16 protein-coding genes are annotated in these 13,188 nt (G+C 30.7%); all 16 read left to right on the forward strand.

What is annotated here, in order from left to right; translation table 11 throughout:
• Positions 1-3: 3 nt before the first annotated feature.
• Positions 4-891 (forward strand): class I SAM-dependent methyltransferase, encoded by an 888-nt coding sequence (locus E0F89_RS10365; protein WP_131909706.1) that lies wholly within the window; start codon positions 4-6, stop codon positions 889-891.
• Positions 879-2,009, forward strand: a complete 1,131-nt coding sequence (locus E0F89_RS10370; RefSeq protein ID WP_131909707.1) for a glycosyltransferase WbsX family protein — start codon at positions 879-881, stop codon at positions 2,007-2,009. The genes E0F89_RS10365 and E0F89_RS10370 overlap by 13 nt, the downstream gene beginning before the upstream one ends.
• Positions 2,010-2,071: 62 nt before the next feature.
• Positions 2,072-3,070, forward strand: coding sequence for a glycosyl transferase (locus E0F89_RS10375; RefSeq protein WP_131909708.1), 999 nt, complete (start codon positions 2,072-2,074; stop codon positions 3,068-3,070).
• A gap of 35 nt (positions 3,071-3,105) precedes the next feature.
• Positions 3,106-3,930: a DUF5672 family protein gene (locus tag E0F89_RS10380; protein WP_131909709.1), complete on the forward strand. Its 825-nt coding sequence runs from the start codon at positions 3,106-3,108 to the stop codon at positions 3,928-3,930.
• A 40-nt stretch (positions 3,931-3,970) separates the two neighbouring features.
• Positions 3,971-4,750 (forward strand): glycosyltransferase family 2 protein, encoded by a 780-nt coding sequence (locus E0F89_RS10385; protein WP_131909710.1) that lies wholly within the window; start codon positions 3,971-3,973, stop codon positions 4,748-4,750.
• A gap of 7 nt (positions 4,751-4,757) precedes the next feature.
• Positions 4,758-5,594: a glycosyltransferase family 2 protein gene (locus E0F89_RS10390; protein WP_131909711.1), complete on the forward strand. Its 837-nt coding sequence runs from the start codon at positions 4,758-4,760 to the stop codon at positions 5,592-5,594.
• Entirely contained in the window at positions 5,591-6,532 is a 942-nt protein-coding gene (locus E0F89_RS10395) for a glycosyltransferase family 2 protein (RefSeq protein WP_131909712.1), read from the forward strand. Before E0F89_RS10390 ends, E0F89_RS10395 begins: the two co-directional genes overlap by 4 nt.
• A 74-nt stretch (positions 6,533-6,606) precedes the next feature.
• Positions 6,607-7,848, forward strand: coding sequence for a glycosyltransferase family protein (locus E0F89_RS10400; protein WP_131909713.1), 1,242 nt, complete (start codon positions 6,607-6,609; stop codon positions 7,846-7,848).
• 57 nt (positions 7,849-7,905) lie between these two features.
• A complete protein-coding gene (locus E0F89_RS10405) occupies positions 7,906-8,787 on the forward strand; it encodes an FkbM family methyltransferase (protein ID WP_131909714.1) in 882 nt (293 codons plus the stop codon).
• A 23-nt stretch (positions 8,788-8,810) separates the two neighbouring features.
• Positions 8,811-9,839, forward strand: a complete 1,029-nt coding sequence (locus E0F89_RS10410; protein WP_165930007.1) for a glycosyltransferase family 2 protein — start codon at positions 8,811-8,813, stop codon at positions 9,837-9,839.
• A 41-nt stretch (positions 9,840-9,880) separates the two neighbouring features.
• Positions 9,881-10,783: a glycosyltransferase gene (locus E0F89_RS10415; RefSeq protein WP_131909716.1), complete on the forward strand. Its 903-nt coding sequence runs from the start codon at positions 9,881-9,883 to the stop codon at positions 10,781-10,783.
• A 60-nt stretch (positions 10,784-10,843) separates the two neighbouring features.
• Positions 10,844-11,182: an FkbM family methyltransferase gene (locus tag E0F89_RS10420; RefSeq protein WP_131909717.1), complete on the forward strand. Its 339-nt coding sequence runs from the start codon at positions 10,844-10,846 to the stop codon at positions 11,180-11,182.
• A 36-nt stretch (positions 11,183-11,218) separates the two neighbouring features.
• Positions 11,219-11,557 carry an FkbM family methyltransferase gene (locus tag E0F89_RS10425; protein WP_131909718.1) on the forward strand — a complete coding sequence of 113 codons (339 nt, stop codon included), beginning with the start codon at positions 11,219-11,221 and terminating at the stop codon, positions 11,555-11,557.
• An 83-nt stretch (positions 11,558-11,640) separates the two neighbouring features.
• Complete coding sequence (locus E0F89_RS10430; RefSeq protein WP_131909719.1) at positions 11,641-12,321, forward strand: acylneuraminate cytidylyltransferase family protein; 681 nt, start codon at positions 11,641-11,643, stop codon at positions 12,319-12,321.
• A 320-nt stretch (positions 12,322-12,641) separates the two neighbouring features.
• The gene (locus E0F89_RS10435) at positions 12,642-12,959 is read left to right on the forward strand and encodes a hypothetical protein (protein WP_131909720.1); all 318 of its coding nucleotides are present in this window, start codon (positions 12,642-12,644) and stop codon (positions 12,957-12,959) included.
• A complete protein-coding gene (locus tag E0F89_RS10440) occupies positions 12,960-13,187 on the forward strand; it encodes a hypothetical protein (protein ID WP_131909721.1) in 228 nt (75 codons plus the stop codon).
• The last annotated feature ends 1 nt before the right edge of the window (position 13,188 follow it).

Below are 13,188 nucleotides of genomic sequence, written 5' to 3' on the forward strand. Positions count from 1 at the left end.
AGTATGGAAAATTTAGAATGGACAGGAGAAAGATTAACTACTGGACTAGAGTCAGTTCATGGTGTTATTGAACATTTACATAGGTATGCAATAGCTCAAAAGATTACTAAAGACAAAGTGATTCTAGATATTGCTTCAGGAGAAGGATATGGTAGTTTTTTACTTAGTAAAAATTCTATTAAAGTATACGGTGTTGATATTGACGAAAAATCAATTAATCATGCAAAGGTTAAATATGTATCAGCAAAAAATCTTGAGTTTCTTGTTGGTTCAACAGATGCAATTCCATTGCCAGATAATTCTGTCGATGTAGTTGTTTCATTTGAGACTATTGAGCATCATGATAAACATGATTTGATGATGGAAGAGATTTTTAGAGTATTAAAAAAAGATGGCATATTACTTATTTCTTCTCCAGAAAAAAGTATTTATAGTGAAAGAGATCCAAACAATCCTTTTCATATAAAAGAATTGACATTACATGAATTTAAGAGCTTATTAAAAAGATACTTTAAAACGGTTAATTTATTTAATCAAAGGTTCGTTATTGGATCTTTAATTCATTTGACAGATAATAATCTGAAAACTAAATTTAATTTGTTTGATGGTAACTATCAAAATATTTGTGAAGGATTGTCTGAAGATGTTTTTTATAATAAAGCTTATTTTAATTTAGCATTATGTTCAAATAAAAGTGAAGAAGAATATCATGATGTTGGCAATTCTTTTTTTAATGGAGTTAATGTTGTTAATGAGGAAATAAATGTCCTTAAATATGAGATTGATAGTTTAAACAATAAATATAGCAGTATGTTTAATTCTGAATCTTTTAAATTAGGAAATTTTATTATAAAAAAAATAAACGGTTTTAAAAGACTATGGAAAAAATAAAACCAATAGCTATATATTTACCTCAATTTCATCCGACCCCAGAAAATGATGAATGGTGGGGAAAAGGTTTTACAGAATGGACTAATGTAACCAAAGCTACTCCTTTATTTGATGGGCATTATCAACCTCATTTACCAGCTGATTTAGGGTTTTATGACCTGCGTTTAGAAGAAGCGCGTTTGGCGCAAGAGCAATTAGCTAAGGCTTATGGTATTCATGGTTTTTGTTATTATCATTATTGGTTTAGTGGTAAACGAATATTACACGAACCATTGGATAGAAAACTTAAAAATCCTAAGGAAGATTTTCCTTTTATGATGTGTTGGGCTAATGAAAACTGGACAAGAACTTGGGATGGGCTAGACAAAGAAGTTTTGATGGAGCAAAATTATTCTACTGAAGATGATATTGCTCATCTCAAATATCTTATTCCTTTTTTTAAAGATTCACGATATATAAAGGTTAATGGAAAACCAGTTTTTATTGTTTATAAACCATTTATATTTCCTGATGTAAAAGAAACTGTTAAGAGATGGCGGGAATTGGCTGCTGAGAATGGCTTGGAATTATACCTATGTCATACCGTTTTTAATTATAATAAAGGGTGGGATACTTTATTGGAAGGATTTGATGCGGCTATTGATTTTGAGCCTTTTGGAATTAGAAGAAAAAGTGTTTTCAATGAGATAGAAAGAGTAAAGCATAGAGTTCTGAACGTTAGTTTGTCTAAGCGAGTTATAAGAAAAATAAAAAGTACTATAGGATATAAAGATAAAAGTTCAAAATCCATATTAAATAAACTAGATTATGAGTTTATGATAAATAATATAAAGTCATTAAAAGAATTTCCTTTTAAAATGTTCCCAAATTTAGTTGTAGGTTGGGATAATAGTGCTAGAAGAAAAAATAATCCGACATTAATTTTAGATAATTCAACGCCAGAATTATTTGAAAAATGGCTATCAGAATTAATCATTGATTTTGAACCTTATTCTGAGGATGAAAATTTTATTTTTATAAATGCATGGAATGAATGGGCAGAAGGAAATTATTTAGAGCCTTGTCAAAAATGGGGAACTGATTATTTAGAGAAACTAAAAAAAGTATTAGATAAATAGGGAATAAATGTTCAATAAATGTCGAATCTTTCGATTGACATATAAAGGTTAAAAAAATAATTATGAATATTGCTTTTACCATTTGTTCTAATAATTACCTTGCACAGGCTAAAACGGTAGGAGATTCTTTTTTAGAATACCATCCTGATTGGAGATTTATAATTGGTTTGTGTGATGAATTTGAGTCGTCGTTTGATTATAGTGTTTTCGATAAATTTGAAATAATTAAAGTAAAAGATATAAGTGTTCCAGAATTTGAAAGTATAGTAAAGAAATATAATATTATAGAATTAAATACGGCTGTAAAACCAACATTTATTAAACATATTTTTACAACTTACAATGCTAATAGACTTATTTATATAGACCCTGATATTTTAGTCACAAGTTATTTTGAAGAAGTTATTGCAATTTTGGATACGAAAAATATCGTATTAACTCCTCATATTTGCTCGCCAATTGATGATGAATACACACCAACGGATTATCATACTTTAAGAGGAGGAATTTATAATTTAGGGTTTATTGCTTTGGCACGATATGACAAAATAAAAGATTTTATAGACTGGTGGCATGAGAGAGTTTTGAAATATGGTTTTTGTGATTTTAGTAACACTATGTTTTATGATCAACTTTGGATAAATTATGTACCAGCAATGTGGGACGATTATTTTATACTCAAGCATCCTGGTTATAATATGGCAAATTGGAACTTGCATGAACGATTATTAACACAAACAGGTAATGATGGGTTTGTTGTTAATGAAAAATTTGCACTACGTTTTTTTCATTTCAGTGGCTATAAATATAATAATCCAACTAGTATAGCTTCCTATTTAACTAGATATGATTTTGAATCCAGACCTGATTTGAAAAATTTGTTTTTTAAATACCGTAATTTATTAAAAAATAATAATATCGAACAAATCAGTAAACTAAAAGTTTATTATTTTTTTGTCAATAAAAGTGTTGCAGTTTTTCCTAGAAAGAAGTCTTTATTAAGGAAAATTATTAACAGATTAAAAAAAATAATTAAAGTTCTTCTAACAGGAAATGTTTAGAATCAAAAAATCATGTTGTTAATTTAAGGTATATCGTGAGTAAAATAAGGTTTAATTTAGTTTGTGTGGTGGTTATACCAGTTCATAGCGATAGTCCATCTAATTTGGAGTTAATATCTTTTAAGCAGTGTTTTGATATTTTAAAAAAACATGCCATAAAAGTTATGGTGCCTAAAGGCCTTAATTTAGAAGCTTATATAAAGGTAGTGCCCAATTTTGAAGTTGTTGAAATAGAGCCAATTTGGCAAAGTAGTCTCTTTATGTATAATAAATTAAAGTTGAGTTCTTTTTTTTATGATTTATTTAAAGAGTTTGATTATTTATTGACTTACGAATTAGATGCATTTGTTTTTAAAGATGAGTTAGATTTTTGGTGTGATAAAAATTATGATTACATTGGCGCTCCATGGTTTTTTGGTTATTCCGAACCACTTTCAAATGATTTTATTGGTGTAGGTAATTCTGGTTTTTCTTTGAGAAAAATAAGTTCAATGAAAAATGCAATTCAGAAAATTTATTTTAAAGAGCATGAATATTTTAGAATATCTAAGAAAAAAAGATTTTTAAATACAATTAGAATGCCATTAGATTATTTTAATATGTGGAGAAACAAAAATAATACTATTCAAATTGCGAGACATTTTAATGAAGATTGGTTTGTGTCTTTTGTAATTCCAAAACATAAAGTAGATTTTAACATTGCACCATTAGATGATGCTATTAAATTTAGTTTTGAAGTTAAGCCGGATTATTTATTCGATATTAATAATCAAATGTTACCTATGGGATGTCATGCTTGGGAGAAATATAATTTTGAATTTTGGAAGCCTCATATTTTGAATTTCGGATATGAATTTTAAAGCAATAAATTGCATTTTTTTCAATTATAACAGATAATCAATGCCGAAGATTTCTATAATCACCATCAACTACAATAATCTCGAAGGACTGAAAAGAACCGTAGAGAGCGTAGTCAATCAAACTTGGCAAGAATTTGAATACATCGTTATTGATGGAGGTTCCACAGATGGCAGTGCGGAATATATAGAAAGTCAAGCAAGCAATATTGATTATTGGGTAAGTGAACCGGATAAAGGAATTTATAATGGCATGAACAAGGGGATAGCGAAAGCCACTGGGGAATATTTGTTGTTTTTAAATAGTGGGGATCATTTTTTTAGCGATAAGGTACTTGAACAAAATCATAAGCATATTGCAAATTATGATTTGATTTATTTTGACTTGCAATTCATTGAAGAGTTAAAATCCAAAGTAGTTTGCTATCCCAATAAACTATGTTTTTCTGATTTGCTTTTGGGTTCTTTACCACATCCTTCAACAATAATAAAAGCAAGTTTGTTTTCAGCAATTGGCCTTTATGCTGAGCAGTATACAATCGTGTCGGATTGGAAATTTTTTATCTTAGCATTGTTTAAGTATAATTGTACTTATCTAAAAGTAAATCAAACGCTTTCTGTGTTTTATTTAGATGGTATAAGTTCTGATTCAACTCAACAAGAAATACTATTTAACGAGCGAGAGGAAGTTTTGAATTCGGAATTCAAAAATATTATAGAAGATCTTAAAGAGCTAAACGAATTAAGAAGGATTGTTATAGGGTTGAGAAAATCAAGAAAAATAAGCTTGCTTGTTCGATTGGGTTTACTAAATAAGTTTTAAAAAGAATATGCAAAAAGTTTCAGTCATAATTCCGTGTTATAATCAGGCTTCTTTTTTAAGTGAAGCTATTCAATCTATCATAGACCAAACTCACGGAAATTGGGAATGTATAATTGTCAATGATGGAAGTCCAGACGAAACAGAAAGTGTAGCTCAGACCTGGTGCAGTAAAGATTCAAGAATTAAATATATTTATCAAAAGAATCAAGGATTATCAAGCGCTAGAAACTTTGGAATTCAAAATACTGAAAGTAATTTCATTTTAACTCTTGATGCAGATGACAAATATGATCCAACTTTTATTGAAAAAGGCTTAAAAATTTTAAATGAAAACCAAAAAGTAGGCGTAGTAAGTAGTTGGATATTAAGATTTAAGGGTGGTGATGAAATTTGTGTTATTAAACCTAATGGAAAAATAATTGAAGATTTTATGTTTCAAAACGCTTCTAATGGTACTTCACTATTCAGAAAAAAATGTTGGCTTGATGTGGGTGGTTATGATGAAAAAATGAAAACTGGTTACGAAGATTGGGATTTTTATATTGGAGTTTGCACTTTAGGTTGGAATGTTCATGTCATACCAGAAGTTTTGTTTTTTTACAGGCAACATGATTTTTCCATGCGATTGGATGCTTATGCGAATCATGATAAAAATATAAAAATGTATATGTATTCAAAACACAAAGAATTATATTTAAATCATTATGAAGAGATGGTTACCTATTTTTTGAATACAATAGATTTAGAAAAGCGTAATAATATTAAGGTTAAAAATAAAATTGATTATAAAATAGGTTTTTTGCTATTGAAACCATTTAGGAAATTAAAATCATTATTTAGATGAGTAATAATTCAAAAGTAACTATTATAATGGCGACCTATAACAGGGCTCATTTTATAGAGGAAACACTTTTATCCATTCAAAAGCAAACTTTTTCGGAATGGGAATGTTTAATAATTGACGATGGAGGATCAGACAATACTAAAGAAGTAATAGCTGAAATCTTAATAGAGGACAAGCGATTTCAGTTTCTGAAACGGCCGGATATTTATGTAAAAGGCTTGTCGGGTTGCAGAAATTATGGGTTGGATTTGGCTAAAGGAGAATATATTATCTTTTTTGACGATGATGATATTGTGCATCCCCAAAACCTGGAATGCTGTGTAGATGAATTGTCTACAAAAGACATCTCTTTTTGCAGGTACATTCGCGATGCTTTTTTTGGGGATTTTGACTATGCATTTGATTACTCTAAAACCTACACTTCTTTTTACATTGATAAAAAAGATGTAGAAAAAATGTTAAGAAATGAACTCCAGTTTAATTCTTGTGCCATAATGTGGAAGTCAGGGTGTTTTGAAAGAAACCGCTTTGCCGAAAACTTGATGTATTGCGAAGACTGGGAATTGTACTCCAGAATAGTGTCGTCAGGTTACAGTGGGATTTCAATTGCGAAATCTTTGTTCTTTGGAAGAAAGCATCCAGAGTCAATGACAGGAGAGTTTTATCGTAATGACCCTGTTAGAAGAGAATCATTCACTGAAGCTATATTGTTAGTACTACAAAGCTTGAAAGAAAAGAAGTTACTTACTTATTCTTTAAAACGATATTTTATTGCCATAGCAATAGAATTTAAGGAATATAATCTATACAAAAAGACTTTGAATATCCTCGAATTGCCTACATTTGAAAAAATGAAATGGCAAATATTCTACACTATATTGCCATTGAGATTGAAAGTATATCAAATGAAAAAAGTATTAAAAAAGAAGATTAATTAGTGATTTTTCGCATTAGAACTTTGCTAAAGAAAATTAAAGCTAATGTTGCTCAAAATTAAAATAATGAATAAATAATGAGGTTTTTAGTAATAGAACAAGATTTAAGAGTGTGGGGAACCAGTCAAGGTATTATTTCACGTTCTTTTTTGGCAAAATTAAGAAGATCCTATCCTCTATCCATTATTGACGTGGTGTATTTAAAACAAGGTGAAAGCGAAGACAGACTGGATTTATTGCCGGTTAATTCTATTAAGGCATTTGTTTTAGATTTGAAAATTCCTTTTTATACCAAATGGGTCAATAAATTTTATTGGCGGATTTTTCATGTTTCGTTGACCAGAAATTACATTCACAAAATATTTGGATCTTATATAGCTAAAATTGACTACCGTCAATACGACCATATTTTTATCCGAAGTGCGGGATTGGATTGTGAAACCATCTTGGGAGCTAAAGATTTACCCATTCTTAAAAAATCCATTATTACTTTCAATGAGCCTTATCCTTTATTTTGGTGTACTGGTTCAACAAGTAAATTGACTAATTTAGAAATTTTTAAAGTAAAGGAAATGTTTGAAGTGGTCAGTCAGGCAAAATCATGTATGGCTACTGAAATTTTATCGGAGGATCTGCAGTATTTATATGGTTCTAGAAAGAAATTTTACAGTTTGCCCCATCAATACGACGCCAGTGTTTTTGATTTATCAAACGTAGAAAATGTTTTTAAAAAAAAATCAAAAATTATGATTTCTTATCACGGTGCAATTCAGTTTGGTAGAAATGTAGAAATTCTTTTAGACGCATATCAAGAATTGTTAGAAAACAATCTACTGTATAGCGAAAATACGGAGTTTGTTTTGCGATTAAAAGGAATAGATAAGAATAAATTAGTAGCCAAATATTTAAAGTGCACCAATATTAAAATCTTGAATTTCGCCAGTTTTACGGACTCTTGTAATGAGCAAATGCATGAAGCCGATATTAATATTATCTTGGAAAATGGCCCTTTGTATTGTAATGTTCTGGTAGGTAAAGCACCGTTTCTCGCAGCAACACAAAAACCAATTCTCTCTATTTCTCCTGAAAGAAGCGAAATGCGAAGGATAATTACTGACCCTAAGTATATTGCAAATTGCAATGATAAGGAAGAAATAAAACAAAAACTGGAATTTTTGATTGTCAGCAGGATGAGCTCAAATGAAGCGGCAAATCCTTTTGGAGATTATTTTAGTGATGAAAATTTTAAAGAAATGTTGGATAAAGTTTTATTTGGCACAAGCTATAAAACTTTGGTGACGTCACAACAGCTTGAGTAGAGTAAAATTATATTATAAATAATTAAAACAACTTCAGGTTTATTTTAAATGTAAACAATGGTCAACATAAATAAATTTACAAATTTTAAACGATTAGATTTAAAGAATATATATGTTATATTCCATTATTTTATAAAAAAAATTTTAAAAATCAGACCAAATCTTAACGAGCGGTCTGTTTTTAATTATTATAATTATTTGATAAACTTAAATGGCTATCTTTTTGAGGAAACACAAAACACTTATGTGACAGATTTCAAAAATAATTTTGATAAAAGGATTAAACTCAGAAAAAATCCCTCCAGTGATATGGAAGTTTTTAAGCAAATTTTTTTATTAAAAGAATATCTCCCAGTAGTAAATGCGTATAATGAAAATTTTTGTAATGAAATTGATTATTGTATGAATATCATAGATGCAGGAGCTAATATTGGTTTGACTTCTTTGTTTTTTGTAGAGTCTTTTAATAGTCTTAACATAATTAGCATTGAACCAGAAATTGAAAATTTTAGAGTTTTAGAGTTTAATTTGAATAGTGTTAAAAACTGTAAAATTGTAAAAATTAATGGAGCTGTATGGAATTCAAATTGTAAAATTAGTATTGTAAATGATTTCAGAGATCAATCAAATTGGTCTTTTAGGGTTGAAGAAAAAGATGGTACAGATGCTATTCGCGCTTATTCTATAAATCAATTAATTGCAGACAATAATTTTAAAGTAATAGATATTTTAAAAATAGACATAGAGGGCTCAGAAAAGCAAGTGTTTACTTCGGCGTCATCGAATCTGGATTTTTTGAATTGTACAAAATGTATTGTGGTTGAAATTCATGATGAATTTGATTGTAGAGAAGAAATATATGATATCCTTGTGAATTATGGTTTTGTTTTGCATAACGAAGCTGAATTAACAATAGGAATTAATCAAAAATTAAAATAATCACGCAGCCTGATATGACTTGTATGCCCCAAATAACCGTGTTATTGCCTGTATATAATTGTGAATTGTATGTACAAACGGCGGTCCAGAGTATCTTAAATCAGACTTATACTGATTTTGAATTCTTGATAATAGACGATGCCTCAACTGATGCAACAGTTGCTTTAATAAAAAAATTGGAGGATTCCCGAATTCAATTAATAGAAAAACCAATTAATTCGGGCTATACCAATAGCTTGAATTATGGATTGCAAATGGCAAAAGGCAAATATATTGCACGAATGGACGGTGATGACATTAGTTTTCCAGAACGATTTTCCAAACAAATTGCCTATTTAGAAACTCATCCCGATGTAGTGGTGTGTGGTACAACCTACAAAATAATAGGAAACGACAAGCTAATTGCACTTCCGGAAAACCACGAAGCGATTAAGTTGGGTTTGTTGTGGGGAAATTGTATTTCGCATCCATCGGTAATGATTAGAAAAAAGATATTGGACGAATATTCGATACAATATAATACATCTAAAGAACCTGCCGAAGATTATGATATGTGGGTTCGTTTGCTCTCTGTGGGCAAATTGCACAACCTTCAAGAAGTTTTGCTAGAATATAGATTGTACGGCAACCAAGTGTCTCGAAAAAGAGCCGAAGATCAAAAGAAAAATGATGTTCTGGCAAAATTTAAAATGCTCCAGTATTTGAACATAGAATGGGATAGCCTTGAATATGAGTTTTTGGAACGAAATTTTAGAAAAACCGATTTAATCAATTTCAAAGACTTAAAAATTTTTAAACAAATCCAAAATAAATTGGCAGTCGCTAACAGTTCTGGTTTTTTTGAATCTAAAAGTTTTAGTCTTTATCTTGCTGATTTAGAATCTGATGTGTTGCGAAAATGTTTTCTGAAGGAAACGCGTTATACTCCTCTAATGTATCTTGAATATTTATTTGCTAAATACAGATGGAAGGTCAAGTTGACCGTCAAACAAGAGATAAAACTTGCAGTGAAATCTTTGGTTTTATGGAAAACACTTAGAGTAAAGTCGTAAATAAACGCTAAAATCAAAATAAGCTCCAATAATAAGTAAAAATGACAAACCCCACTTTCTCCATCCTTATCACTACGAAAAATCGCTTAAGCGATTTGGCTTTTACTTTGGGAAAAATTCAATATTTATTAGATAAAAAGGAAGTGGTTTGCCTAATTTGTGATGATGGCTCTACTGACGGTACGGCTTCTTTTTTGCAAGCCGAGTATCCTGAAATCCAGTTGATTCAACATTCCAATAGCCAAGGTTTGATTTATAGTCGGAATCGATTGTTAAATATGGTTACGACGGAGTTTGCTATTTCCATCGACGATGATTTACATTTCGTCACTCATAACCCTTTAGAAATTATAAGTTATTTTTTTATTCAAAATCCAGAAGTTGGGGTGCTGGGATTTCGGATTTTTTGGAATAAAACAGAACCCATAAGTACAGCAACTCTGGAGCAATCAATACCGATGCAAAGTTATGCTGGAGGTGCACATGCTTTTCGCATGAAGGCTTGGCGAGACATTCCGGAGTATCCTGCCTGGTTTATTTTTTATGGCGAAGAAAATTTTGCTTCCTATCATTTGTTCAAAAAAAGATGGAAAATCTATTACCTGCCCGAAGTTCTGGTTAATCATAGAGTGGATTTAAAATTGAGAAAGAACAATTCTGATTATGTTATGCGATCAAGAAGGGCTTTACGTGCTGGCTGGTATTTATTTTTCATGTTTTATCCTCTAAAAAAAATCCCAAGAAAAATGGCGTATTCGCTTTGGATGCAATTCAAAAACAAAGTATTCCAAGGCGATTTCAAGGCTTTAATCGCCATTGGTATGGCGTTGTTGGATTTGGTTTGGAATGTCCCGAGAATTATAAAAAACAGCAACCGATTGACGCAAACACAATATGAGGAATACAATCAGCTGCCTGAAGCTAAATTGTATTGGCAGCCATAAAGAATGTAAATAAAGGCTAAAATTGTAAAACGTTTTTCAAAAGTCAACCAAATACTAAAAATGAAAAAAATATTAAAAAAAATATTAAAAGCTACTGGATATAAAGTTTCTAAAAACAGTAAAGTTTTGCTACTGGATGAGGATCCATTTACAGCCATCAAAGATAAGTTAATAGGGGACCAGCTAATTTTCTTTGATATAGGTGCTAATTGGGGACAAACTACTAAGAAGATGAGCCATCAATATCCGGATGCCAAAATTTATGGTTTTGAGCCCAGTAAAAATTGTTTTGAATCTTTAAAAGCTAATTTTAAAAGTGATACTATAAGTTTTCATAATTTGGCTGTAGGGTCAAGTTGCGGTCAATTAGAATTTAATGAATATTCTTGGAGTGCCTAAAATTCCGTTTTAAAAAGAGCCTATGGTGGTGCGACAATTGTAGCAACATATTTAGTTGATGCAATTACAATTGATGAGTTTTGTACAAATAATGCTGTGCCACATATTCACTTATTGAAAACGGATACTGAGGGTTATGAACTTAATGTTTTGAAAGGAGCTTCCGATATGATGAAGCGGAATGCCATTCAGTTTGTCTATGTTGAGGTATTTTTTAATAAAAATTATATTGGGCAATCTTCCTTTGGAGATATCTATAATTTTTTATTGGAAAATGGGTTTGCATTGGTTCGATTTTATGATGTTCTTTATACTAATGATGGTGTGGCTTCAAAGACAGATCCCTTATTCATTAATAAAAATTTTGCAACATAAATATTGAAAACCACTGCTTTTTAACCGTAAAAAAGAATTGACAACCGGAAAAATAAGTATTTTTACCATCAGCAAAAATCGAAATGAAAACAATAGTCATCATTCCTGCCCGAGGCGGTTCTAAGCGTTTGCCTAATAAGAATATTTTGTCTTTGGGAGGTATGCCACTAATTGCCCATAGTATTTTGTATGCCCAAAATAATAGTGCTATTATTGACGAAATTTATATTTCGACAGATGATGCCGCAATTAAAAGAATAGCTCGCGAATATGGAGCTAAAGTGATTGACCGTCCCGAAAGTTTATCGGGAGATTTGGAGCCTACTGTTTCTTCTTTAAAACACGTTTTAGAATCGATTGGTAAAGAGGTGGAAAATGTGATTTTGTTGCAAGCGACAAATCCTTTGCGACCACAAAATTTATTGAATGAAGCTTTTGAAGTGTATCAAGGCGGGAATTGTGATAGTTTATTCACGGTCTCCAGAAACTATCAAAAATTGGGAAAAATAGAGGGTAATAAATTTCATCCTTTTAATTATAATATTGGACAACGCAGTCAGGATTTGGAGCCCTTATTTTTTGAAAATGGATTGTTGTACATCAGCACGGCTTCTTTGATTTTACAAGAAATCATCATATCGGAAAATGCTTTTCCATTCGAAGTTAATTCCATTTTTGCCAATGTAGACATAGATACAGAAGAAGATTTGGAGTATGCGGAGTATTTAATTAAAAAGGGTCTCGCTCGACTGCGCTCGACCTGACAAATGGTTGTAATCAATTAGCAAGGTTGTCAAATCGAGCGCAGTCGAGATTCTTTTCTAAAGCAAATCGTCTTAACTTGAGATAAAAGCAGGTTGCTTTCTAAGTAAAAGGGATTGAAAAAGATAGAAAAAGAAAAGATCTCGTCCCTCGTTCGTCGTCTCTCGAGATGACCTGCGCGATCTGATGATTAAGTAGTCAAGTAGAAAGGTAGTCAAATTGAGCCTTTGTAAGACTAAGGACAGGCAAGTCGAGAGGCGCAATTCATTAATTTCGCCAATATTGGTATCACCCCAAAAATGGAGTATTTTAAAATAAACAAATGAAAGACAGTAACTTAGCGGAAAAAAATTACAAACGATTTTGTGGACTTGAAGGCAGCGAATATATAGCCAGCGAATTCGCTTTAGAAACCATCCTTAAAATAATTAAAATATTTAAAGTACATACTATTTTAGAGTTGGGTTTAGGAATAGGTTCCATATCAGACACGGTTTTAAAATATTCTAAAAAAGCGAATCATACTATTGGTTATGTAGGTACAGAAAAAAACGACTTTTGTTTGAATGCGTTAAAAAGTAATGTATTGGACTTTGATAAAATAGAGTTGTATGCAGAATTAAATCAAATTAAAAATTAGATGTTTGATTTAATTATTATTGATGGTTATGATAACACCTTAAAAGAAATAGTTGCTTTCTGTAAAAAGAATACTATCATATTTATTGAAGGAGACCGAAAAGGTCAAACAGAAACAATCAGACAAATTTTCCCAAAAAACAAATACGTAAATGTCATAACACTCAATAAAAACAAGCCCTACTCTCATGGTGATGGTGATACGAATCGTTATGTTGGTTGGTGGTAAG

The sequence above is a fragment of the Flavobacterium caseinilyticum genome, from assembly GCF_004349085.1.
Lineage (GTDB): Bacteria > Bacteroidota > Bacteroidia > Flavobacteriales > Flavobacteriaceae > Flavobacterium > Flavobacterium caseinilyticum.

Excerpts from the sequence above, each read along its gene's own strand:
- E0F89_RS10365 (WP_131909706.1), top strand. The coding sequence starts at position 4 with ATGGAAAATTTAGAATGGACAGGAGAAAGATTAACTACTGGACTAGAG.
- E0F89_RS10370 (WP_131909707.1), top strand. The coding sequence starts at position 879 with ATGGAAAAAATAAAACCAATAGCTATATATTTACCTCAATTTCATCCG.
- E0F89_RS10375 (WP_131909708.1), top strand. The coding sequence starts at position 2,072 with ATGAATATTGCTTTTACCATTTGTTCTAATAATTACCTTGCACAGGCT.
- E0F89_RS10385 (WP_131909710.1), top strand. The coding sequence starts at position 3,971 with ATGCCGAAGATTTCTATAATCACCATCAACTACAATAATCTCGAAGGA.
- E0F89_RS10390 (WP_131909711.1), top strand. The coding sequence starts at position 4,758 with ATGCAAAAAGTTTCAGTCATAATTCCGTGTTATAATCAGGCTTCTTTT.
- E0F89_RS10395 (WP_131909712.1), top strand. The coding sequence starts at position 5,591 with ATGAGTAATAATTCAAAAGTAACTATTATAATGGCGACCTATAACAGG.
- E0F89_RS10400 (WP_131909713.1), top strand. The coding sequence starts at position 6,607 with ATGAGGTTTTTAGTAATAGAACAAGATTTAAGAGTGTGGGGAACCAGT.
- E0F89_RS10405 (WP_131909714.1), top strand. The coding sequence starts at position 7,906 with ATGGTCAACATAAATAAATTTACAAATTTTAAACGATTAGATTTAAAG.
- E0F89_RS10410 (WP_165930007.1), top strand. The coding sequence starts at position 8,811 with ATGCCCCAAATAACCGTGTTATTGCCTGTATATAATTGTGAATTGTAT.
- E0F89_RS10415 (WP_131909716.1), top strand. The coding sequence starts at position 9,881 with ATGACAAACCCCACTTTCTCCATCCTTATCACTACGAAAAATCGCTTA.
- E0F89_RS10420 (WP_131909717.1), top strand. The coding sequence starts at position 10,844 with ATGAAAAAAATATTAAAAAAAATATTAAAAGCTACTGGATATAAAGTT.
- E0F89_RS10430 (WP_131909719.1), top strand. The coding sequence starts at position 11,641 with ATGAAAACAATAGTCATCATTCCTGCCCGAGGCGGTTCTAAGCGTTTG.
- E0F89_RS10435 (WP_131909720.1), top strand. The coding sequence starts at position 12,642 with ATGAAAGACAGTAACTTAGCGGAAAAAAATTACAAACGATTTTGTGGA.
- E0F89_RS10440 (WP_131909721.1), top strand. The coding sequence starts at position 12,960 with ATGTTTGATTTAATTATTATTGATGGTTATGATAACACCTTAAAAGAA.